The organism is Patescibacteria group bacterium, from assembly GCA_024238995.1.
GTDB lineage: Bacteria > Patescibacteriota > Minisyncoccia > Minisyncoccales > JANBVM01 > JANBVL01.
Window position 1 is genome coordinate 53,264 of record JANBVL010000001.1, and the last position, 21,811, is coordinate 75,074.

Consider the following 21,811-nt stretch of genomic DNA (forward strand, 5'->3'; position numbering starts at 1 on the left):
AGGAGTTCAAAAAAAAGAGTATTGATTTTTGAAATTGATTTAGATAATATAGAAAATCAATCATATGACAAAATATCTAACCCCAGAAGGGTTGAAAAAAATAAAAGAAGAATTGGATTATTTGAAAAATGTGAAGAGAAAAGAAATCGCAGAAAGGATAAGGCATGCTGCTTCTTTTGGCGATCTCAGCGAAAATGCTGCTTATGATGAAGCAAAAGATTCTCAAGGCTTTTTAGAAAGAGAAATCTACAGATTAAAGACAATCTTATCTAAAGCTCAAGTGATAAAAAAGAAAGAGAACGGAAAAGTTCAGATTGGCTCTATAGTTCACTTAAAATCAGAAAATAATAAAAAACAAAAATTCCAAATTGTAGAATCAGAAGAGTCTGATATTATAAAAGGAAAAATATCTCAAGAATCACCCATAGGAAGTGCTCTCTTAGGTAAATCCAAAGGGAAAAAGATAAAAATCAAAACACCGGAAGGAAAGATAGAATATGAAATTTTTGAGGTTGAATAATTGTGAATCTAAAAATTAAGCTTAAATTTTCATTCAAAAGATATCTAAAAAAATCGCTTTGATAGCGGTTTTTTGGTAGGATAAGAGAATATGGAAGATAAAGAAATTTTAAAAGTTATTGAGCCGAGTCCAAAACCTATTCGTTTGTTCTTTTTTGGAATGGGCATAATCGCCACTATTGCATACAGAATAATTATTGTACTAAATTTATATAGTCCTTCATGGGTAAAAATCGCTTGGTATATTGGCACTATTGGTTTTATCTTTTATTTTGGTCATCGTTTTAATATTGCTAGAAAGAGATCAAGCTTAGTCAGGGATTATAAATTAGTTGAAGCTGTAGATAAAGCTGATTGTATTGAATCTCAAAAAAAATTAGCTCTTCATTACTTAGTTAAAACTAGCTTAACTTCAAAATCACAATGGAATTCAGGATTGATTTTTATCCTTTCTTTTTTAGCTTTATTGATAGGTATTTTCATAGACATTTATAGTATTTAGGGGTAAATTGATAGTGAAATGGACCTATCATTACTCAACAATTTAAATCAACAGCAGAAACAAGCGGTTACTCATGACAAAGGACCGCTTTTAATTGTAGCAGGAGCTGGTACAGGTAAAACCACAGTTATTACAAAAAGAATCGCTTATTTAATTGAGCAGGAAAAAGCTAAACCAGAAGAAATTTTAGCAGTTACTTTTACTGATAAAGCGGCTGGTGAAATGGAAGAAAGAGTAGACAGACTATTGCCTTATGGATATATAGATTTATGGATATCAACTTTCCATTCTTTTTGTGAAAGGGTTTTAAGAGACCATGCCTTAGACATTGGTTTGCCAACTGATTTTAAATTAATAGACCCTACAACAGCTTGGACGCTGATTAGTCAAAACTTAGAAAAGTTTAGCCTTAATTATTATCGTCCTTTGGGAAATCAAACCAAGTTTATTCATGCTTTAATAAATCATTTTTCCCGCTGTAAGGACCAGGGTGTTTACCCTCAAGATTATTTAAAGTATGTAGATAGTTTAAAAACTAATCTTACTGATTTGAAAGAGTCTCAGGAAACAGAAAGATTAAAAGAAGTGGCTGGAGCTTATCACGTTTATCAGAGATTGCTTTTAGAGAACAGTTCTTTGGATTTCGGCGACTTAATTAATTATTGCTTAAAGCTGTTTCAAGACAGACCGATTGTTTTAGATAAATTCAGAAAAAAGTTTAAATATATTTTAGTTGATGAGTTCCAAGATACCAACTGGGCGCAGTATGAATTGGTTAAATTATTATCCTTACCCGATAATAATCTTACAGTTTGTGCTGATGATGACCAGGCGATTTACAGGTGGAGAGGCGCTTCTTTCAACAACATTATTCAATTTAAAAAAAGCTTTCCAAAAACCAAAGAAGTCTTTTTGATTGAAAATTACCGTTCAGTTCAAAGCATATTAGACTTATCTTATAAATTTATTAAGACCAATGACCCAAATCGTTTGGAATATGTCAGTAAAATAAACAAGAAATTAAAAGCTACTAAAACAGGTGAAGGAATTATAGAGCATTTGCACTTTAAAGATTTATATGAAGAAGCAGGAGGCGTGATTAATAAAATAGCTGAAATATCTAAGGATAATAAAGAAACTTCCTTTAGTGATTTTGCAATTTTAGTTAGAGCGAATAACTATGCCAACACTTTTACCAGAGCCCTAGAAAGAGCTAACTTTCCTTATCAATTTTTAGCTTCCAGAGGATTGTATTCTAAGCCAATTATTTTAGACATAATTTCTTATTTTAAACTTTTAGACAATTATCATGAGAACTCTGCTTTATACAGGATTCTCAATTTCCCTTTTTTCAATATTTCAGTTCAAGATATTGCAAAGATTAATCAATATGCCAGACGTAAAACAAAATCTTTATACGAAGCTTTAAATGAACTTCAACTCATATTCGGCATTTCTCCTTCAGCTGGGCAGGCAATGAATTTAGTTTTAAGCCTGATTCAAAAACATACTGAAACAGCAAAGAACAAGAATGTTTCAGAAGTTTTAATTTCATTTTTAAAAGATTCGGGTTATTTAAAGTATTTATCAAATAAGGAAAGCAGACAAGAATTAGATTTAGTTAATCAATTCTATCAAAAGATAAAAAACTTTGAAGAAGCTAATATAGACGCTTCTCTTAAAAACTTTATGGAAAGTTTAAATATGGAGCTTGAGTCGGGTGAAGAAGGCAAACTCAACTTTGATCCAGAGCAAGGTCCAGATATGGTTCGCGTCATGACTATTCATTCGGCCAAGGGCTTGGAATTTAAATATGTCTTTTTAGTTAATCTAGTTGATAGAAGATTTCCTACTTCAGAGCGGAAAGAGCCGATTGAAATGCCAGAAAATTTGGTTAAAGAAATTATTCCAGAAGGTGATATTCATTTAGAAGAAGAAAGACGGCTTTGTTATGTAGCAATGACCAGAGCTAAAGAAAAGCTGTTTTTAACTTCTGCTGATAATTATGGCGGAATTAGAAAGAAAAAACCCTCCAGATTTTTAATGGAAATGGAGTTTGTTAAAAAAGGCGACGAATTGGCTGTAAAAGCTGTGAACACAGTTGCTGCGAGAAAACAGAAGAAAAAAATAATTGCTCCTTTAAATTTACCTTCTCATCTTTCATTTTCACAGTTTGCAGCTTTTGGAAAATGCCCTTTACAATATAAATTTGCTCATGTGTTAAAGATTCCAATACAGGGTAGGGCAGTGTTTTCTTTTGGTAAAACAATGCATAATACTTTATATGATTTTGTAAAACTAATAGACAGAAGGAAAAATACTGTTCAATCTAATTTATTTGCATCAGATAAACAGGCAAAACAAGAAACAGAAAAAAAGGGGTTAAATCTGCCTGATTTAGTTGAGTTATATAAAAAGAACTGGATTGATGATTGGTATGAATCAAAAAACCAGAAACAAGAGTATTACAAATTGGGTCAAAAAATAGTTAAAGCTTTTTATGAAAAATTTATTCAAGAACAACCTAAGGTTTTCAAAATTAATGGAGATCCAGCTTTAGAAGTACCGTTTAAATTTAAAATAGCTGGCAATACTTTAAAAGGCAAAATAGACAGAATAGATGAAATTAAAGAAGGAATTGAAATAATAGATTATAAAACAGGGCGATACAAAGAAAAATTATCTTCAGAAGATAAACAACAGCTTTTAATTTATCAGATGGCGGCTGAACAGTCTTTAGGATTGAAACCCGTTAAGCTTAGTTATTATTATTTAGAAGAAGGTAAAAAAACTTCATTTTTAGGAAGCGACCAGGAAAAAGAAAAACAAAAACAGGAGATAGTGGCTATGGCTGAAAAAATAAAGAATAGTAGTTTTAATGCAATTCCAGGCTGGCAGTGTAAATACTGTGATTTCAGAGATATTTGTAATTATGCTCAGAAGTAAAAAATTAAAATCGCTCTTTAAGCGATTTTTTGGTAGAATGGAGAAAGTCGAGATGGTTAAAAAAATAATTACTCAATCAAAATGGAACATATAAATATAAATCCACCAAATACGAGCAGGATTCCAAGAATGCCAGAGATAAATCTGGATAAAATTATGTCAAAGATAATTATTGTACTAGTTGCGCTTATAGTTATTTTTGGTACTTTTGGCACCATAGGGGCTGGCGAGCGAGGAATACTTTTACAGTTTGGAGCAGTCCAGGATAAAATTTTTAATGAAGGGCTTTATGTTAAAATTCCTATGATCCAAAAAGTAGTGAAAATAGATGTGAAAATCAAAAAAGACGAAGTTCCTGTTAGTGCAGCTTCCAAAGATTTACAGACAGTAACTTCTAGAATCGCTTTGAATTATCATCTAGCCCCAGAATCAGTAAATAGAATTTGGCAGGAAGTAGGAAAGGATTACAATACCAAAATTATAGCTCCTACTATTCAAGAGGTGGTAAAAGCTATCACAGCAAAATTTACCGCTGAAGAACTTATTACTAAAAGAGAAGAAGTAAAAGAACAAATAAAAAGCAGTCTTTTTGAAAGATTATCAGAACGATTTATTGTTGTTGATGAATTTAATATTATTGACTTTGAGTTTTCAAGTGCCTTTAATGATGCCATTGAAGCCAAAGTTACTGCTGAACAATTAAAACTTAAAGCTGACAGAGATTTAGAAAGAATAAAAATTGAAGCTGATCAGAAGATAGCAGAAGCTCAAGGAAAAGCAGAGGCTATTAGAATTGAGGCCCGAGCATTAATGCAAAATCCTAAAGTGGTAGAGCTGCGCTGGATAGAAAAGTGGGATGGAAAAGTTCCAACTTATTGGGGAGGGGCGAGCCCGTTTATTGGAATAAATCAATAATCATGAAAAACTAAAACCCCGTAAAAATTTTACGGGGTTTTAAATTCATTCTAGTTTATCGTCTGAAGTCCCTTCTTGGGGGCCTTCTTTTTGCATGACAGTCTCTGCAGTAAATTGGTCTGTCTTCTGATGGTTCAAAAGGAAGTTCTTTTATTTCCTTTGCACAATCAGCACATTTCCAATCTCCCTGAAACATTTGTCTGTCACCAAAATCTCTTTTTGGACGATCTTTAAAATCATTAAACATGTATATTAAGATCACGATTTAAGCTTCAATTGAAACTTATCCGAAACGTTTAAAATTTATAATGAAACGACCTTTCGATTGTTAAGTCGCTCTATCTAAATCCTAAATATTTCGACTTATAATCTAATAACAAGATAATAAGATATTGCTTTAAAAATGTCAATAGCTTACAGGTTGATTTTTTGGTAGAATGACATATATTTTGAAGTGCTTATGAACGCTGAAAACAAACACAAACCACTTGCTGATAGAGTGAGGCCAGAGTCTTTGGCTGGTTTTTTTGGCCAGGAAGAAATTATTGGCAAAGGCAAGCTGTTAAGGCAGGCTATTAATTCTGATAAATTACCTTCAATGATTTTTTGGGGTCCGCCAGGAAGTGGCAAAACCACTTTAGCATTCATTATTGCCAAACAAACCAAATCAGAATTTAAACAAATAAGCGCAGTTTCAAGCGGATTAAAAGATCTACGTGAAATTATAAAACAGGCAGATTATAATCAAAGTTTGGGTAAAAAAACAATACTTTTTATAGATGAGATTCATCGTTGGAATAAAATACAACAGGATGCACTTCTTCCTTGTGTTGAAAAAGGAATAATTACGCTCATTGGAGCAACAACAGAAAATCCTAGTTTTGAAGTTAGGGGAGCACTGTTATCACGCTGCAGGGTTTTTGTCTTAAAACAATTAACTAAAGACGAAATCTTAAAAATTATTAACAAAGCTTTGAAAGACAAAGAAAAAGGCCTTGGCCAGCTGGGTCTGAAAATGAATAAAAAGATAGCTAATGCCATAGCACAGATGAGCAATGGTGATGCCAGAACAGCCCTTAATGTAATTGAATACGTAGCATCTGTGTCAGGTAAAAAGCAAATTACTTTAGACATTGTAAAAGAGGCTTTTCAAAAATCACATTTGTTTTATGACAAGGATGGTGAAGAGCACTACAATATAATCTCAGCTTTGCACAAATCAATGAGGGGTTCTGATGTTAATGCTTCTTTGTATTGGCTAGTAAGAATGTTAGAAGCAGGAGAAGATCCTTTATATATTGCCAGAAGAATTGTTCGTTTCGCATCAGAAGATATTGGATTGGCTAATTCACGTGCATTAGAGCAGGCAGTAGCTGCTTACAGAGCATGCCATTTTATTGGTATGCCTGAATGCAATGTTAATTTAGCTCAGGCAGTAGTCTATATGGCAAAATGCAAGAAATCTAATGCTTTGTATAAAGCATATAATAATGCTGCAGAAGATGTTAAAAAATATGGTAATTTACCAGTGCCTTTGCATATCCGCAATGCTCCAACTCAATTAATGAAAGATTTAGAATATGGGAAAGACTATAAATATAGTCCTGACCACAACTATAAAGAAGAGCAGGACTATTTGCCTGAAAAGTTAAAAAGAAGAAGATATTTAGACATTTAATTAGTGAAGTTAACTTCACTAGACATAAGGATTTAATTATATATATTATAAAAATGAATTAAGTAATTGATTGAATAATATGCACCACATACAAAAGCTCATTCTTAGAAATTTACTTTTTAAAGAAGGGGCGCGTTTTTCAGAATTAAATACCAAAAATGTTTCTAATGATCATTTTACTTTTCATGTTAAAAAACTAATGGGAAAAAGATTTGTTGAAAAGAATCAGAATGGTTTTTACGATTTAACTGCTTCTGGCAAAGAATATGCTAATCGATTAAATACAGACATTGAGAATATTGAAATAGAAAAACAGGCAAAAACAGGTGTACTGGTGGTTTGTGTAGATGATTCTGGAGATAAAAGAAAGTATTTATTTCAACAAAGATTAAAACATCCTTATTATGGATTCCATGGATTTGTAACAGGAAAGATTCAATGGGGAGAAACTATTTATGAAGCAGGTGCTCGAGAATTAGAAGAAGAAACAGGATTGTCAGCTAAGTTAGAGCTAGCTGGAATAGAGCATAAAATAGATTATTCTCAAAATGGAGATCTTTTAGAAGACAAATATTTCTATATCATGAAAACAAACAACTTAACAGGGGGATTAGTAGAGAATTTTGAAGGAGGCAGAAATGTATGGATGAGGAAAGAACAATTAAAAAAAATCTCTGAAGTGTTTCAAGATGTGCCAAAAATAATAGAAGTTATTGATGGAAAAGAGTTTGTTTTTTTTGAAAAAAAATACAAAGTAGCAAGATATTAAAACTTATGAAGAATTAAAAATCGTCTGCAAGGCGATTTTTTAGTAGGATAAATAAATAATTTGCACAAAATTTTAAAAATTTATATCATAGAACTATTATCAATAATCCATTGTTTTTAGCTTTATGAAACTATTAGAATATCAAGGAAAAGAAATCTTCAAGCAATATGGAATTGCAGTTCCCAAAGCAAAGCTCATTGACAAACACACACCAGAACTTTGTTTCAAAACCCCTTTTATTTTAAAGTCCCAGGTTCCAGCAGGGGATAGAAAAAAGAAAGGGGGAATTTTATTTGTAAAAAGTGAAAAAGAATTTCTTTCAAAAAAAGATCAATTGTTTAAAAAATCAATTAATGGATTTCTTCCAAAAGAACTGCTGGCAGAAGAAATAATTCCTTACAAAAAAGAACTTTATGTGAGCTTTAGTTATGATACTCAAACAAGAAAACCTGTTCTTTCTATTTCTAAAACAGGAGGCACTGGTATTAAAAAAGCAAACATATTTCCAATTGAGCTTTCTTTTGGTTTGTCAGATTTTTATTTAAGAGACATTATTTTTCAATCTAAGATTGGCTCTAGTTCAGAATTAAAAAAAATAATTAAATCTCTTTGGCAAATCTTTGAAAAAGAAAAAGCTTTATTAGTAGAGATTAATCCTTTGTTTCAGCTTAAAGATAATAGCTTCATAGCAGGAGATGCAAAAGTAATATTAGATGATCATGTAGTTAATCCTAAAAAAAGACCTTTTTTAGAATTGCCAGGTGATATTGCTATTATAGCTTCTGGAGGAGGAGCATCTATGATTAATCTTGATGCTTTATTAAAGTGCGGTGGAAATCCTGCTAATTATGTTGAATATTCTGGAAATCCTCCTGCTTCACTAGTAGAAGAATTAACGATCAAAATCTTATCAAAACCGCGGCTGAAAGGATGCTGGACAGTGGGAGGAACAGCTAATTTCACTGATATTTATGAAACTATGCTTGGCTTTGTTCAAGGTTTAAAAAAAATAAAACCAAAACCAGCTTATCCTATCGTTGTAAGAAGAGATGGTCCAAGAAGAGAAGAAGCTTTTGAAATGTTAAAGGATGTTGCTAAGAAAGATGGATATGATTTTCATTTATTTGGCCCTGAAATACCAATGTCAGAAACAGCTAAAATATTAGTTAATTTAATTAAAAAAAATGAGCATTCTAGTTGATAAAAATACAAAAGTATTAGTTCAAGGAATTACAGGAAAAGAAGGCTCTCGAGCAACTAAAGAAATGCTTTCTTACGGCACTAAAGTATTAGCTGGAGTAACGCCTGGCAAGGGCGGTATGGAGGCAGAAGGAGTTAAGGTTTTTGACACAGTCAGAGAAGCACTAGCAAAGCATCCTGACATAAATACTGCTTTGATTGTAGTGCCAGCACCATTTGTTTTAGATGCTGCGTTAGAAGCTATCTTCAACAAGATTCCTTTGATTAACATATTAACAGAAAAGGTTCCTGTTTTTTCAGTTGCCAAGATGATACAGTCAGTTAAAGAACACGATGTAAGAATTGTTGGACCAAGCTCTATCGGCATTATTTCTCCTAAAAAAGGCAAGGTAGGAAGTATTGGCAGTTCTGGTATAGCTGACAGAGTTTTTAGTCCTGGTCCTGTTGGGATCATTTCAAAAAGCGGCGGTATGACAGCTGAAATTTCCCGTATTCTGACTGATGCTGGATTAGGGCAGAGCACTGTTGTAGGAATTGGAGGGGATTTGTTTGTAGGATCTGATTTTTTAGATATTGCTTTAGAATTTGAAAAAGATAAACAAACAAAAGCATTGGTTATTTTTGGAGAGGTTGGGGGAGTGTATGAAGAAAAATTAGCTAACGCTATGGAACAAGGTATCATTACCAAACCAATAATAGCTTTAATTGCTGGTCAGTTTTCAAAAAACCTGCCTCAAGATACTGTTTTGGGCCATGCTGGAGCTATTGTAAGTGAAGGCAAGGGTTCTGCAGATTCAAAAATTAAACATCTTAAAAAAGCAGGAGGCTTAGTTGCCCGTACTCCAGAAGAAATACCAGTATTAATTAAAAAAATATTAAAATAATATGAAGTTTAGAACTAAAATCAGTCAAACAAAAGATGGCAAACACTTAATCAGAGGCCATGAGTTAGTTGAACTTATTAAGAATCATTCCTTTTCTGAAATGATATTTCTATTAGTAAGAGGAGATTTGCCAAAAGAGAATGAAAAACAATTATTAGAAAGTATTTTAGTGGCTGCAGTTGAAAATGGAATTTCACCTCCTTCAATCTTTATACCAAGAATCGTGGCTTCAACTGGCAACTCCTTTAATACGGCTTTAGCTTCTGGTGTTTTGGCTATAGGAGAAAAACATGGAGGAGCTGTTGAAAAAGCAGCTCAAGTATTTGGTTCTGGTAAATCAGCAGAAGATATTGTTAGAGATTTTCAAGAGAGAAAAAAGTTTATTCCAGGATTTGGACATAAGGTTTTTAAACGAGAAGATCCAAGAGCCAGAGCAATCTTTGAAAAGGCAAAAGCACTAGAACTTTCCTCTCCTTATTTTGAGTTAGCTTATAATATTGAGAGAAAAATAGAGGAGAATAAAGGTAAAAAAATTCCTTTAAATATTGATGGAGCTATGGCAGCTGGAATGCTGCAGCTTGGTTTTAATTGGAAATCTGGAAAAGCATTTTTTATTATTTCCCGGCTTGTTGGTATGACAGCCCATGTCTTAGAAGAATTTGAGCAAGGAAACAGATATTACCGTTTAGAAAAGGAAGATATTGAATAAATATTATTTCTTTTAAAGAAGCAAAATGCTACCATAAAAATGAGGATATTATGAACTTTAAGAATATTATTATCTTAATTGTTATTATCGTAGCTGGATTTTTTATTTATGAGCAGATGTTTAATTCACCTGAAGTTGTTTTTGATCCTTTAAATGCAAGTTATACTATTGAAGGCACTTCATACACATTAATAGATGGAAAATCAGAACAAGAGATTACGCCTGGTTCAGCAACAAAGATTAAAACAACTGCATGGGGTAAGCCTGCCATTGGTGATTTAAATAATGATGGTTTTGATGATGCTGCTTTTCTTTTGGTTCATGAACCAGGAGGCAGTGGCACATTTTTTTATGTTGCAGCTGCTTTGAAAGATTCTCAAACAGAACAGGCAATTGGTGCAAATGCAGTTCTTTTAGGAGACAGAGTTGCACCACAAAACATTTCTGTTTATGAAGGAAAGGTTGAGCTTAACTATGCTGATAGATATCCATGGGAACCATTTTCTGCACAACCATCAGTTGGAAAAACAAAAGTTTTAATAGTTGAAAATAATGAACTTAAAGAAATTTCTAGACCTATTTTATCACAAGAAACTGCCCACAATTTAATTATCCAAACCTGGGGAGATTGTACTGAAGATATTTGTGAAGAATTAAAGATTAGTGTATTAGATGGAAAAGATGGTGTTTGGTTTGTACAAGCTATTTATGAAGGTCTAAGAGATGATTCTGTCAGGGTTAGAAAGAAAATTGCTCAGGCTCATTATGCGGATGAGAGTTGGGAATTAGGAGCAGTTATTGTTGATGAGTATAAGTGCCAGCCGAATCGTGGTCACCAAGACTTTTCTGACGAGCTTTGTTTTTAAATAAATTTATTAAAATCAAAAGAGGCATTTTTCAAGAGCCTCTTTTTGACTTGTATAATCTGTTCTTGACAATAATATTGGGTGAAATATAATCCTGTTGAGTAAAGGTTTTGCGAGTTAGTCGCGCAGAATTTTTTATAAACCAGACCTTGTTAATAAGTTGCAAAAAATCTTTAAAATGGTTTTCTGCAAATCTCATTAATGGGTCTTAAAACAATGGTTTTAAAGTTTAGATTTCTTCAAGACGAAGAAGAAGAAAACGAAGAAAGTAAAGAAGAGTAGTTAAATCTTCTTTGAATTTTAAAACAAAAATCGCCATTGAGGCGATTTTTGGATTAAGGACAATTTTTTGACATAATGAAAGGGGTTGATAAAATGAAGCATATTATTTAAAAATTCAAAATATGAAAATACTTAAAAATGCGGGTAGCTTTATAATTTTAACTCCAGAAAAAGAATTAAAAGAGCAATTATTAAGAATTGAAGAAGGGGGCAGGACTTGTTATCAGTCCAAGAAAGATGAAATTAATGAAGAAACAGCAAAAAAGTTTATTCAAATGATTCTTAAAAGAGGCCATGAAAGTGTGATCGAACATAGTAATATGACAGTTCAATTTAATAATGTTTCCCGTGGATTTACTCATGAATTAGTTAGGCATCGTTTGTGTGCGTTTTCTCAAGAATCAACTCGTTATGTTGATTATTCTAAAAAAGGCGAGGGTGTGGATTTGAAAAAATTTCAAGTAAAATTTGTAGTTCCACCTCATAAAAATGAAAATGAAAAAGTTAAACTAGAGGATGGAAAAGAAATGTCTATGACTGATATGTTTAATGAGTGTGAGAATTTTTATAGATCTCTGCGAAAAGCTGGTTGGTCTCCCCAAGATGCTCGCCAAATTCTTCCAATTGGGACTAAATCCCAGATAATTGTTTCTGCGAATTTCAGGCAATGGCGCCATATATTTTCCTTAAGAACTGACAGGGCAGCGCATTGGGAAATTCGGAAAATTATGTGTGATTTATTAAAACATATTCAAAAAATTGTTCCAGTGATTTTTGATGATTTTGTTTACAAAGGTGTAGACCAAGACAATGTATCATATTTTAAAAAAACTGCTTTAAGATAAATAATATTCAACCTAAAAATGTGGAGTATTTAAAAAAAACAGATTTTCAAGTACAAGAACTTATTAAAAAAGAAATAAAAAGGCAGGAAACCACTTTAATGATGATTCCTTCAGAAAATCATAGTTCTTATGCAGTTAGAGAAGTGGTTGGTTCAATGCTTCAAGATAAATATTGTGAGGGTTATCCAAATAAACGTTATTATCAGGGCCAGGAAAACTTTGATAAGTTAGAAATATTGTGCCAAGAACGGGCTAAAAAAGCTTTTAAAGTTCCGTTTGTTAATGTCCAGGCTTTATCTGGCAGTCCTGCAAACTGCGCAGTATACATGGCTGTTTTAAATCCTAATGATAAAATCATGGCTTTAAGAATGGATCAAGGCGGCCATATTAGCCATGGATTAAATATTAACTTTTCAGGAAGGTTTTTTGAAAATGTTTTTTACAAGACAAACAAAGAGGGACTTATCGATTATGACGAAATGGAAGGATTAGCTTTAAAAGAAAAACCAAACCTTATTATCGCAGGAATAACGTCTTATCCTTTAGCTTTAGATTTTGCTCGTTTCTCAGAGATCGCTGAAAAATGCAATGCCTACTTAATGGCTGATATTGCCCATGTTGCTGGACTCGTTTTAGCTGGAGCTTATCCTGATCCAGTGCCTTATTGCCATATCGTTAATACAACAACTCATAAAACTTTAAGGGGTCCAAGAGGCGCCTTGATCATGGTAACTGAAAAAGGTTTAGAAAAAGATTCTGAATTGCCTCAAAAAATAAACAGGGCTATTTTCCCAGGATTGCAGGGCGGTCCCCATGAGAACAATATTGCTGGCATTGCAGTTGCTTTAAAAGAAGCTCAAAAACCAGAATTTATTGAATATGGCAAGCAGATTGTTGAAAATGCCAAAACATTGGCCCAATCCTTAAAGGAACAAAGAATAAAGCTTTGTTCCGGAGGAACTAATACCCACCTTATAATGATTGATTTAAGAAATCTTGAAATATTGGGCAATACAGCTGCTGAAGCTTTAGAAACAGCTGGTATTGTTACTAATAGAAACATGATTCCCAATGATCCAAATCCGCCATTCTATCCTTCAGGTTTAAGACTAGGAACTCCTGGAATAACTAGCAGGGGAATGAAAGAGGAAGAAATGAAGCAGATTAGTTCTTTTATAAATGCTGTTTTAAAAGATATTTCAAGCTTAAAAAAACAAGCAGGTATTTCTTTTGAACAAGAAAAAGACCTTCAAACAAGGCAAAACATTATATTAAAAAGCAGCAGGATTAGAGAAACTAAGCAAGAGGTTGAAAGATTATGTGCAAAATTTCCTATTAAAAGAGAATATTAGGTCTGATTTACGAGTGTTCTACTTGACAATAGCTTTAAACTCACGATAGAATCTAGATATATAGTACTAGGTTAAATGGGGTTAGTCTTCCATTGCCGTTTAGGAAGGAAATGATTTATTTTCCTTTTAAGTTAAAAATAAGTGAATTAATAGTATGAACAAGATTTTACTAATGCAAGAAGAAGAAACTAAAACTCCTGAACAAGAAACAGGAACTGAAGGAACAGAAGAGAAAACCCCAGAGACAGGAACAGAAGAAGGAGAAACTAAGGAAGCTGAAGGAGGAGAAACTAAGGAAGCTGAAGGAGGAGAATCCTCTGAAGGCGGAACGCAGTAAATTAAAAGACTTAGAAAAAGCACCCAAAAGGGTGCTTTTTTACTAAATCTAAATATCCATATAGTCATAATTTAGTTTTTAGCAACATAAGCTCTAATTCTAATCAGCAAAACCACTGCATAGAATGTAGTGGTTTTCATTTATTATTTTTAAAAATATTAATCTTGTTTGATTTTTACTTTAAAGCGTTGTAAATGATGATTCTGTTGAGGTTGCTTCATTATCAGATATATCACTTGAACTAATAATAAAGTAATGGGTTGTGCTGGCATTAAGACCTAATAGAGAAATAGTGTGGTCTGTAACCAAATCACTTGAATCAACAGATAAAGTATTGTTCGAAATAATTAATGGGGTAGTAGTGCTGTACCAAACCACTGAATCTGATTCTTCATCTGTTTCCCAGATTATATCTGCAGTGTTTGTAGAAACACTTGAACTGATGCTGGAAATGATTGGCGCTGTGGTATCTGGAGTTAATGTTGTGAACGAAGATTCTGTTGAAGTTGCTTTATTACCAGATGAATCAAACGAACTAACAATAAAATAATAAGTTGTGCTGGAATTTAAGTTTGATAAAGAAATGCTGTGAGTTGTTACAAGATTACTTGAATCAACAAATAAGGTATTGTTTGAGATAATTAATGGAGTAGTTGTACTATACCAAACCACTGAATCTGATTCTTCATCTGTATTCCAACTTATATCTGCTGTGTTTGTAGAAACGCTTGAGCTGATATTGGAAACAACTGGTGCTGTAATATCTAGTGTTGAAGTGGTGTTATTATCATCATCGTTATCATCTTGATCTTCATTTTGATCTCCATTTTCACATTCATCAAGATAGTCACCATGATCAAGGTGAGCCAGTGCAGCTGGTTCCGCTACTTCTATTGTATGTGCGTTTCCAGGATTATCTGGAGGAATATGACAAATTACAACCTTTCCTTTATTTTTTGAATGATTTAACTTAAATCTTACTTTGATTTTATCACGATGATTCTTTATTTCTAATTTTCTTCCATTCCCATTTTCAATTTCCATCTCAAAATCATCTAGATCAGATACATAATTTTCTGCAAGATCTGTTAGCTTTTCTATGATATCATCTACATATTCAGCAGCTTGTCCATTACCTTTTCGTTCAAGAAGGTCTTTGGTTTTTTCTAATCTTTTAAGGGCAGCTGGTAAAACTTTATTAGCTTTTTTTATTCTTTTAAAATTGTTTTCTGTTGATGTTGAAATAGTAATACTTTCTGAATCATTATCATTTTGAAAGGTTAAAGCTCTTTGAGCTTCCATGAGCCTTTCCTGGGCAAATTTCAAACGTAAATTATCTTTATTTTTTTCTTTTGACAAAGCAATCCGCACTCTTTCTATTGCTAAATCAATAGGGTAGAGAAGATCTCCTGGCCCAGCATCATTTGAAGCTACTACTGTTGCAGCAGAAGCTCCTATAACAGCAACGATCATTAACAGGGCGAAAATAAACTTTGGAGTTAGATTAACAAAAATTGATGGTTTAAAAACATTGATCTTGTTAATGCTGGTTTCAATTTTTGCCCAGAGCGTGTTTTTTTCAGCTTTAGTTAAAGGATTGGTTTTTGCTGTTTCTTTTAGTTTTTTTTCAATATTAGATGACATAGCTGTTTTTTTTAAAATTAATCTTTAATTTTTGTAAAGCTCTGTGATGCCTTACTTTAGCAGCTGATTCTGTAATATTTAGGACAGCTGCAATTTCATTAAATGTCATTTGAGACCAATAACGCAATCTTATAATGTCTTGGTTCCCAGATGTAAGTGTATCTATATGTTGCAATATGTATTCATAGTCATTTTGTTCTTCTATTGGTTGAGCTAATTGTTTTTCATCTAGTTTATCTAAGGAAATGATTTTTTGCTTATTCTTGTAATAGTGATAAAGCTTGCGTTTGATTATTGTGAATATAAAGCCATTAAATGATTGATCTGACTTGTATCTAAATCTTTTTAAAGATTTCCAAAGATCAATAAATGTTTCCTGACAAATATCTAGCGCATCATCTCTATTTGAGGTACGAGAAAAAATATAGGCAAAAAACCTGTCACTCAAGCTGTCGAATATCTTTTTAAAAGCATCTTTGTTGCCATTTTGAGCTTGTTCGACCAATATCTTTAATTCCTGGTTGCTTTCTTGATACATTGTATTGTGTATACACTAATATAATATGTAACTTTAACCAAGAAAGGTTACATAATCAAATTGGTTTTATATATTGATTCATGAAATCAGTATTTTATTCTTCCTTGACATTTTTGGAAAAATATCTATAATATAGACAGCACATAGTGCAAGTGAAAAAAAATGACTGAACCTGATATGGAAATAGCTCTTTTTCTGGCTGCTCATTTAGATAACCCTTGTGGTATTGAAATTGATGGTGAGTGGCATGATATCAGGGATTTTTACGAAAGGCTTGCTCGAAAGCTTTTAGCTTCAATGACCAATCCTGGCGCAAAAGAATTCTTAGAAAAAAAGATAAAAAAAGAGATTTAAAAAAATTTCAAATAGAAACCGTTACAATAAAGCTAACGGTTTTTTTATTTTGATTTTTTAACATAACGCTAGGGTAGAAAACTAGTGCTTTTCTATTATTATTTGCAATAATCTCTTGAGCTTGTTAAACTGAACAAGATTTTTAGAACATTAAAAAAATCAAAAATAAGAGGTATGAAAAATGACAAAAAATGGAAAAATAGTGGTTTTTACTGGACCCATGTTCGCTAGTAAAACTAATAGGATTATAGAAGAACTGGAAAAAGCAGAAATTGCAGGACTAAAGATTCGAGCCTTTAGACCTAGCACTGATACAAGATCTAAAGGATCTTGCCTTAATTCTCATTCAAAACGAAAAATAGAAGCGGTGATTATAAACCCTTATTTATCACTAGAATTAAGAACAAAAATAAAAACAGATTTGGAAAATGATGGAATTAAGGTTGCTGCTTTTGATGAAGCACAATTCTTTTCAGATGAGATTATTGATTTCATTGATGAACTTGCTTGCCTTGGCATAAACATAATCGTTGGTGGGCTTGATACGGATTCCAATAGAAAACCATTTGGACCAATGCCATCCATTCTTGCCAAAGCGGAAAAAGTCTTCAAATTAAAAGCGGTTTGTGAAGGCTGTCATGAAGAAGAAGCTTCATTTACTTCATGGCGAGAAGCTAAAGCTGACAAGAAACAGGTAATAATTATTGGGGGGAAAAAAGAATATGCTCCCTTATGTAGGTCATGTTGGTATCATCGCAATGGAGTCAAAGAGTAATCCAAAAACATTCTCAATTTTGTAATTCACAATTACAGGCAGATGCTTAATCTGCCTTATTTTTTTCTTTATACCCACTTAATATTGTGCGACGTTTATTGGATAGAGAAAAATACTAGAGTAGAGAACTAGCGTTTTTTTATTCTTTTAGCTTTTTCCCACTATGGAACTTGCGGTGAATTTCTTTTAAACGCTTACTTGTTACATGAGTATAGATTTGAGTTGAAGTAATACTTCTGTGACCTAAGAATTCTTGAATAGTTCTTAAATCAACGCCTTGGTTTAAAAGATCAGTTGCCATGGAATGTCTAAGTGTATGAGGAGTAGTAAAAACAGGAATGCCTGCTAAAATTGCATATTTTTTAACCAAGCGCTGAATAGAACGAGAGGTGAGTCGGCTATCTGCATCCTTCTTGGCCCTATAATGGATAAATAGAGCTTTTTCTTTATCTCTACGATTATCTAAATATTTTTTAATCCAATCTAAGGCTCTTTCTGAAAAATACACCGTTCTAGCAGATCCACCTTTTCCAATGACTGAAAGTTCTAAATCCTTCTTTTTTTGAATATTAGAAAATTGCTCTTTGTTTAAAGCAACAAGTTCTGCGATTCTAAGTCCAGTTGAAAATAATGATTCTAGAATGGCCCTATCCCTTAAACCAATCCTGGTATCATTGTTAGGGGATTTTAAGAACTTTTCAATTTGCTCTAAATTAAGAAATTTAATAGCTGTATCCTTTTTAGTGCCTTTAGGAAGCTTTATCTTATCTGCGGGAAGTGATTGTATGTCTTTTGATGAAAAATAGCTTAAAAGGGCTCTGAGAGCGATAAGATAGTAGTTCTGAGTGATTTTCTTAAGGCTCTTGCCTTTGTTTGTATTAAAGCGAGATAGGAATAGGCGATACGTCCAAACATCATCAGCTGTAAATTGGTGAGGTAGTAGTTTTTCATTTTTTGTCTTTTTCAACCAAAACACAAACTTATTTAAATATCTCTTATAATTTTCCTGTGTCTTATTAGCCAAACCTTTTTCAACTTCACAATAATCTAAAAAATCAGGAATATGGCTAATAATTGGAATCTTTGATTTTTTCATTTTTTAAGGGGTCTTAGAGAAGTAGTCTAGTTTATATACACAATACGTCGCTTTACCATCATTGTGCGACATTGTCTACATATATAATAACGTGGGGTAAAACCTCACGTCAAGTGGAAAACCCATACTTCCCCATGGGTACATTTACATTTTTTAGTTTATGTCCTTCTGGCAGATTAAAAACAATTCTTTTTTGTAAGAATTCAGAACGAATAAGATTCGCACCAATATTTTTCAACTTTAATCTTATCTCGTCTTTATCAATATTTGTAAATTTTGCTTCGTATTCTATTTTCATAATATTTTATCCTACCAGAAACTTAGATAATTAAAAACACTAGCTCTCTACTCTAGCGTCTGTGTTCCACTCAATAAATGTCGCACAATATTATGGAATAATAATCCTGCTGGTTACTGTAATGATTCCAACATAATAATCAAAAAATGTGATATGTGAAGAAGAACTAATTGGTCTTAGCAATAATCTTCCAGGTGTCATTCCTTGGATTCCATGTCCGAATTTTCCTAGAATTAAATCATTAAACTTCTCTCTTGATTTTTTAGATTTATGTGCAATTCTATTACGAATTGTATTCATCTCGTCGCTGTCACGCGTAATTGTAATCATGGCTGTTTCATAAGGTTCGCCATCCTTAAAGTAAATTTTGGCTCTATTTCTCACTTTGCTCGCAGAGTTCCAACTAGCATAATCTCTATTTTCTCCTAATATAATTTCAATTGCTTTTTTTATATTTGGGGGTTTTACGAATCTCTTTGGAGTATACCCAGAAGGTGACTTTGCTTCCAAAAGGTATCGTATAAATGATTCTTCTAAAAAACATTCCCACGCCATAAACACCCTTAAAAAAGCTAATTCAGCTACTATTTCTACCTGAATGCCCGGTAAACCCGCTCTCCTAACTTTCGTTATTAAATTTCGACTACTGGCTATCTGCTTTGCCAGTTCTCTTAAAACATGTAAAAGATTGACTCGCATAATAAACCCAAGGTATTTTAATTGACATTTAGTTCTTCCAGAATTTCTCTAATAATTGTCTTGTGCCTTATTCTCCTTCTAGACAGATCAGTAGTGTGGCGAGTAGAGGCATCTATAAATTTTAAGTACTTTGATGAAGGTTCTTCGACTACAAGTTCTTTTTCGAGGATAGATAGTGCTTTTCTTATGGCCCTGTACTTATTTGTTTTAATTTGAACCCGTGGTGTTGTTGATTTTGGAAAGCCATATGTTATATCGTAAATTGCACAAAAAAGACTATAGAATAGGGTTGTTTTTCGAAATTTTGATTTTGCCAAACTATCTCCAAATATTCTTGCGATCATGTCAATGCATTTTTTGAAGCGGACTACAACTTTTTTTTCTTGAACGAAATCATCATCGTATTTTTCATAATACGATTTTATTTTTTTTCTATCCTGAAGGCCAGCAATCATTGCTATAACCAACTCTGAACAAAGTTCAGCCTCTTTCATTCTCATTATGCTTTGATGGGTTAGGATCTTATTTTGCCGCCAAAACTCTAAGTGATCTCTACCTAATTGAAAAACTATCTGTTTAAATTTTCCAGAAAAATCTGCATTGAGTTTTTCTTGCGCGTTTAATACTATAGTATAAGAATTTATTCGCCCGAACACCTCTAAAACATTTCTATCATTAGCACCAACTAGAAAAACTACTGGTAAGTCATACTCTAAAAATTTCTTTTTAAGCCTGTTTGAAAGTCCGGAGAATTTTAAACCTCCATAAGCTTTACTATGCACTTTTAATAATGAGAACTCATCGTTAATATAATCTAAGATTGCCCTTATACGTTGTTGACCGTCAACCACTTCTCTTATTGTTTTTTTGGTTCTGAGATCAATCTTTTGTCTTATATGAATAGAGGGAACAGGAAATCCATTTAATATGGTATCAACGAGATAGGAGCGAGCCTTTATACTCCACACTTTTCTTCTTTGAAACTCTGGCGCTAGAATTAACTCTTTCTTATTACTCCACTCCCTAAAATCGTTAATGCCGATTGTTTTAATTTTAGGATTCTGCATAATGTTTTGAATTATTGAAAAATTTGAAACCGACCTTTTTTTTGACGCACAAGATAACTTGTACGACTATTTTTCCTATCATAATTTCATCCTATCAAAAAACCGCTCAAAGAGCGATTTTTATGAGTTTTTCCTTTAAGATTTTTTACGACGTGATTTTTGAATAAAATAGATTGAAATTGATAAAATTATTCCTACTACGAAAAGACTTATCCAAGCATTATTAGTTCCAAGGGATAAAATATTGCCAATTGCTGCTAAGAAAGTTGTTTGTTCTGTCAATGTTAAGGTTTGTTCCTCACTTGGTTCTTCTTCTTGAATAGTAGATGTAGAAACAGTTTCTGTTATCACTTCTTCTGATGTTGTTTCAGAAACAGGTACAACTACTTCTTCAACAGTTACTTCTTCTTCAGGAATAACTTCTTCTTCGGGAATAATTAAAGTATAAGTGCCGCCAGAAAAAATAGAAGAAATCGAAACGCCTTCTCCTATAATATCAATCCCTGAAAAATTTGCCGTAGCAGTACCAGCGTTTTTTGCTTTTACTGTTACCGTAAATAATGTTTTATTCTCTGTCGTGCATGTTGGAATTCCAAGAGAAAAATAAAGATTGCTGCAAGTTAATTTATTATCGGGTGAAGCCATTAAATCACTATTAGGAGAAACACTTTGACAGGAAAGCTTATCTAATAATAATGTTCCTTCAACCATACAAACTTTTTGTCCAGCAGGATTAACCTTTACAGATATATTAAACGTGTCCCCTACTTCTTTGCTTTGACTTGTCGGTGAAACATAAATTGAAGGATTTGCCGCTTCCACTGAATTAGTAAAACCAAATCCAGCAATTAAAATTCCGACACATCCTAAAGTTAAAATTGTAATTTTATTTTTATTCATATATTTTATATCGTGCTCCAATTTAACATTAAAAGCGCAAAATCATATTTATCTACTTTATTATCACTATTTAAGTCTGAATTATTTGCTCCGATTTTTCCCCAGGCAGCCATAATTAAAGCAAAGTCATATTTATCTACTTCATTGTCTTTATTAACATCTCCAGCTTTATAAGTTGGTGGAGGCGTTGCTCCTCCGCCGCCGCCTCCTCCTCCACCACCACCTCCAGCAGAAGGAGTTGGAGTTTCCTCTGAAGATGAAGTAGTAATGGCCAAATCAAAGTTAACAGTAGGGATTGTATCAATATTAACAGCCGAAAGCTGATTATTGTCATCAATAATTCCATTAACTTTGAACATTATAGTTTTACCTTCATTAGCTTTACCATCAGGAATTTCAATAAAATATATGCCTTCTCTTATCATAGTGGCAATAGCAACCTCCACATTGTCTATTTCTGCTGAAATTTCTGTATTAAGAGAAGCCGATTGTCCATCTATAATAACACTGCCATATACCAATAAAGGTATTGACGGTAGTGATGATATAGCCAAAAGCGTCGTAGGACAAACTAATGTAAAAATCACCAAAAATAATTGTAATTTATTAATTTTCATAATTATTTCTTTTCTCTCT

General features: G+C 32.7%; 24 protein-coding genes. 15 read left to right on the forward strand and 9 right to left on the reverse strand.

Features of this window, described 5'->3' with window-relative positions:
- The first annotated feature begins 64 nt into the window (after positions 1 to 64).
- The 4 genes from greA (at position 65) to KJI70_00320 (ending at position 4,882) form a co-directional block, all read left to right on the forward strand.
- A complete protein-coding gene (gene greA, locus KJI70_00305; GenBank protein MCP6717975.1) occupies positions 65 to 520 on the forward strand; it encodes a transcription elongation factor GreA in 456 nt (151 codons plus the stop codon).
- Between the two features lie 90 nt (positions 521 to 610).
- On the forward strand, positions 611 to 1,021 hold the full coding sequence (locus tag KJI70_00310; protein ID MCP6717976.1) for a hypothetical protein: 411 nt from the start codon (positions 611 to 613) through the stop codon (positions 1,019 to 1,021).
- 18 nt (positions 1,022 to 1,039) lie between these two features.
- Positions 1,040 to 3,967, forward strand: coding sequence for a UvrD-helicase domain-containing protein (locus KJI70_00315; protein ID MCP6717977.1), 2,928 nt, complete (start codon positions 1,040 to 1,042; stop codon positions 3,965 to 3,967).
- Positions 3,968 to 4,123: 156 nt separating this feature from the next.
- On the forward strand, positions 4,124 to 4,882 hold the full coding sequence (locus tag KJI70_00320) for a prohibitin family protein (protein ID MCP6717978.1): 759 nt from the start codon (positions 4,124 to 4,126) through the stop codon (positions 4,880 to 4,882).
- A 55-nt stretch (positions 4,883 to 4,937) separates the two neighbouring features.
- Here KJI70_00320 and KJI70_00325 read toward each other — a convergent pair whose 3' ends face one another.
- Entirely contained in the window at positions 4,938 to 5,129 is a 192-nt protein-coding gene (locus KJI70_00325) for a hypothetical protein (protein ID MCP6717979.1), read from the reverse strand.
- Positions 5,130 to 5,342: 213 nt separating this feature from the next.
- Between KJI70_00325 and KJI70_00330 the strand changes: the two genes are divergently transcribed.
- The 9 genes from KJI70_00330 to KJI70_00370 all read left to right on the forward strand — a co-directional run bounded on the left by KJI70_00330 (position 5,343) and on the right by KJI70_00370 (position 13,804).
- Positions 5,343 to 6,560 carry a replication-associated recombination protein A gene (locus KJI70_00330; protein ID MCP6717980.1) on the forward strand — a complete coding sequence of 406 codons (1,218 nt, stop codon included), beginning with the start codon at positions 5,343 to 5,345 and terminating at the stop codon, positions 6,558 to 6,560.
- A gap of 79 nt (positions 6,561 to 6,639) precedes the next feature.
- Positions 6,640 to 7,329, forward strand: a complete 690-nt coding sequence (locus tag KJI70_00335) for an NUDIX hydrolase (protein ID MCP6717981.1) — start codon at positions 6,640 to 6,642, stop codon at positions 7,327 to 7,329.
- A gap of 124 nt (positions 7,330 to 7,453) precedes the next feature.
- Positions 7,454 to 8,530 (forward strand): hypothetical protein, encoded by a 1,077-nt coding sequence (locus tag KJI70_00340; protein ID MCP6717982.1) that lies wholly within the window; start codon positions 7,454 to 7,456, stop codon positions 8,528 to 8,530.
- Positions 8,514 to 9,413, forward strand: a complete 900-nt coding sequence (locus KJI70_00345) for a succinate--CoA ligase subunit alpha (protein ID MCP6717983.1) — start codon at positions 8,514 to 8,516, stop codon at positions 9,411 to 9,413. Before KJI70_00340 ends, KJI70_00345 begins: the two co-directional genes overlap by 17 nt.
- Position 9,414: 1 nt before the next feature.
- Positions 9,415 to 10,122 carry a citryl-CoA lyase gene (locus tag KJI70_00350; protein ID MCP6717984.1) on the forward strand — a complete coding sequence of 236 codons (708 nt, stop codon included), beginning with the start codon at positions 9,415 to 9,417 and terminating at the stop codon, positions 10,120 to 10,122.
- Positions 10,123 to 10,172: 50 nt separating this feature from the next.
- Positions 10,173 to 10,988: a hypothetical protein gene (locus tag KJI70_00355; GenBank protein MCP6717985.1), complete on the forward strand. Its 816-nt coding sequence runs from the start codon at positions 10,173 to 10,175 to the stop codon at positions 10,986 to 10,988.
- A gap of 404 nt (positions 10,989 to 11,392) precedes the next feature.
- Positions 11,393 to 12,115, forward strand: coding sequence for an FAD-dependent thymidylate synthase (gene thyX, locus KJI70_00360; GenBank protein ID MCP6717986.1), 723 nt, complete (start codon positions 11,393 to 11,395; stop codon positions 12,113 to 12,115).
- Between the two features lie 20 nt (positions 12,116 to 12,135).
- Positions 12,136 to 13,467 (forward strand): serine hydroxymethyltransferase, encoded by a 1,332-nt coding sequence (locus KJI70_00365; protein MCP6717987.1) that lies wholly within the window; start codon positions 12,136 to 12,138, stop codon positions 13,465 to 13,467.
- Between the two features lie 154 nt (positions 13,468 to 13,621).
- Positions 13,622 to 13,804 (forward strand): hypothetical protein, encoded by a 183-nt coding sequence (locus KJI70_00370; GenBank protein ID MCP6717988.1) that lies wholly within the window; start codon positions 13,622 to 13,624, stop codon positions 13,802 to 13,804.
- A 180-nt stretch (positions 13,805 to 13,984) separates the two neighbouring features.
- Here KJI70_00370 and KJI70_00375 read toward each other — a convergent pair whose 3' ends face one another.
- On the reverse strand, positions 13,985 to 15,448 hold the full coding sequence (locus KJI70_00375) for a DUF5667 domain-containing protein (protein MCP6717989.1): 1,464 nt from the start codon (positions 15,446 to 15,448) through the stop codon (positions 13,985 to 13,987).
- Positions 15,438 to 15,986, reverse strand: a complete 549-nt coding sequence (locus tag KJI70_00380; GenBank protein MCP6717990.1) for a sigma-70 family RNA polymerase sigma factor — start codon at positions 15,984 to 15,986, stop codon at positions 15,438 to 15,440. The genes KJI70_00375 and KJI70_00380 overlap by 11 nt, the downstream gene beginning before the upstream one ends.
- Before the next feature lie 162 nt (positions 15,987 to 16,148).
- Between KJI70_00380 and KJI70_00385 the strand changes: the two genes are divergently transcribed.
- Positions 16,149 to 16,340, forward strand: a complete 192-nt coding sequence (locus KJI70_00385) for a hypothetical protein (GenBank protein MCP6717991.1) — start codon at positions 16,149 to 16,151, stop codon at positions 16,338 to 16,340.
- Between the two features lie 181 nt (positions 16,341 to 16,521).
- Positions 16,522 to 17,115 carry a hypothetical protein gene (locus KJI70_00390; protein ID MCP6717992.1) on the forward strand — a complete coding sequence of 198 codons (594 nt, stop codon included), beginning with the start codon at positions 16,522 to 16,524 and terminating at the stop codon, positions 17,113 to 17,115.
- Positions 17,116 to 17,254: 139 nt separating this feature from the next.
- Here KJI70_00390 and KJI70_00395 read toward each other — a convergent pair whose 3' ends face one another.
- The 6 genes from KJI70_00395 to KJI70_00420 all read right to left on the reverse strand — a co-directional run bounded on the left by KJI70_00395 (position 17,255) and on the right by KJI70_00420 (position 21,792).
- Complete coding sequence (locus tag KJI70_00395) at positions 17,255 to 18,211, reverse strand: tyrosine-type recombinase/integrase (protein MCP6717993.1); 957 nt, start codon at positions 18,209 to 18,211, stop codon at positions 17,255 to 17,257.
- 109 nt (positions 18,212 to 18,320) lie between these two features.
- Positions 18,321 to 18,509 (reverse strand): hypothetical protein, encoded by a 189-nt coding sequence (locus KJI70_00400; GenBank protein ID MCP6717994.1) that lies wholly within the window; start codon positions 18,507 to 18,509, stop codon positions 18,321 to 18,323.
- A 90-nt stretch (positions 18,510 to 18,599) separates the two neighbouring features.
- Positions 18,600 to 19,208, reverse strand: coding sequence for a hypothetical protein (locus tag KJI70_00405; protein ID MCP6717995.1), 609 nt, complete (start codon positions 19,206 to 19,208; stop codon positions 18,600 to 18,602).
- Between the two features lie 17 nt (positions 19,209 to 19,225).
- Positions 19,226 to 20,275 (reverse strand): DUF262 domain-containing protein, encoded by a 1,050-nt coding sequence (locus tag KJI70_00410; protein ID MCP6717996.1) that lies wholly within the window; start codon positions 20,273 to 20,275, stop codon positions 19,226 to 19,228.
- Between the two features lie 135 nt (positions 20,276 to 20,410).
- Positions 20,411 to 21,175 carry a hypothetical protein gene (locus KJI70_00415; protein MCP6717997.1) on the reverse strand — a complete coding sequence of 255 codons (765 nt, stop codon included), beginning with the start codon at positions 21,173 to 21,175 and terminating at the stop codon, positions 20,411 to 20,413.
- 5 nt (positions 21,176 to 21,180) lie between these two features.
- Entirely contained in the window at positions 21,181 to 21,792 is a 612-nt protein-coding gene (locus tag KJI70_00420) for a dockerin type I domain-containing protein (protein MCP6717998.1), read from the reverse strand.
- Positions 21,793 to 21,811 lie beyond the last annotated feature (19 nt).

Coding starts and splice junctions, on each gene's coding strand:
- greA (MCP6717975.1), top strand. CDS start 65: ATGACAAAATATCTAACCCCAGAAGGGTTGAAAAAAATAAAAGAAGAA.
- KJI70_00310 (MCP6717976.1), top strand. CDS start 611: ATGGAAGATAAAGAAATTTTAAAAGTTATTGAGCCGAGTCCAAAACCT.
- KJI70_00315 (MCP6717977.1), top strand. CDS start 1,040: ATGGACCTATCATTACTCAACAATTTAAATCAACAGCAGAAACAAGCG.
- KJI70_00320 (MCP6717978.1), top strand. CDS start 4,124: ATGTCAAAGATAATTATTGTACTAGTTGCGCTTATAGTTATTTTTGGT.
- KJI70_00325 (MCP6717979.1), bottom strand. CDS start 5,129: ATGTTTAATGATTTTAAAGATCGTCCAAAAAGAGATTTTGGTGACAGA.
- KJI70_00330 (MCP6717980.1), top strand. CDS start 5,343: ATGAACGCTGAAAACAAACACAAACCACTTGCTGATAGAGTGAGGCCA.
- KJI70_00335 (MCP6717981.1), top strand. CDS start 6,640: ATGCACCACATACAAAAGCTCATTCTTAGAAATTTACTTTTTAAAGAA.
- KJI70_00340 (MCP6717982.1), top strand. CDS start 7,454: ATGAAACTATTAGAATATCAAGGAAAAGAAATCTTCAAGCAATATGGA.
- KJI70_00345 (MCP6717983.1), top strand. CDS start 8,514: ATGAGCATTCTAGTTGATAAAAATACAAAAGTATTAGTTCAAGGAATT.
- KJI70_00350 (MCP6717984.1), top strand. CDS start 9,415: ATGAAGTTTAGAACTAAAATCAGTCAAACAAAAGATGGCAAACACTTA.
- KJI70_00355 (MCP6717985.1), top strand. CDS start 10,173: ATGAACTTTAAGAATATTATTATCTTAATTGTTATTATCGTAGCTGGA.
- thyX (MCP6717986.1), top strand. CDS start 11,393: ATGAAAATACTTAAAAATGCGGGTAGCTTTATAATTTTAACTCCAGAA.
- KJI70_00370 (MCP6717988.1), top strand. CDS start 13,622: ATGAACAAGATTTTACTAATGCAAGAAGAAGAAACTAAAACTCCTGAA.
- KJI70_00375 (MCP6717989.1), bottom strand. CDS start 15,448: ATGTCATCTAATATTGAAAAAAAACTAAAAGAAACAGCAAAAACCAAT.
- KJI70_00380 (MCP6717990.1), bottom strand. CDS start 15,986: ATGTATCAAGAAAGCAACCAGGAATTAAAGATATTGGTCGAACAAGCT.
- KJI70_00385 (MCP6717991.1), top strand. CDS start 16,149: ATGACTGAACCTGATATGGAAATAGCTCTTTTTCTGGCTGCTCATTTA.
- KJI70_00390 (MCP6717992.1), top strand. CDS start 16,522: ATGACAAAAAATGGAAAAATAGTGGTTTTTACTGGACCCATGTTCGCT.
- KJI70_00395 (MCP6717993.1), bottom strand. CDS start 18,211: ATGAAAAAATCAAAGATTCCAATTATTAGCCATATTCCTGATTTTTTA.
- KJI70_00400 (MCP6717994.1), bottom strand. CDS start 18,509: ATGAAAATAGAATACGAAGCAAAATTTACAAATATTGATAAAGACGAG.
- KJI70_00405 (MCP6717995.1), bottom strand. CDS start 19,208: ATGCGAGTCAATCTTTTACATGTTTTAAGAGAACTGGCAAAGCAGATA.
- KJI70_00410 (MCP6717996.1), bottom strand. CDS start 20,275: ATGCAGAATCCTAAAATTAAAACAATCGGCATTAACGATTTTAGGGAG.
- KJI70_00415 (MCP6717997.1), bottom strand. CDS start 21,175: ATGAATAAAAATAAAATTACAATTTTAACTTTAGGATGTGTCGGAATT.
- KJI70_00420 (MCP6717998.1), bottom strand. CDS start 21,792: ATGAAAATTAATAAATTACAATTATTTTTGGTGATTTTTACATTAGTT.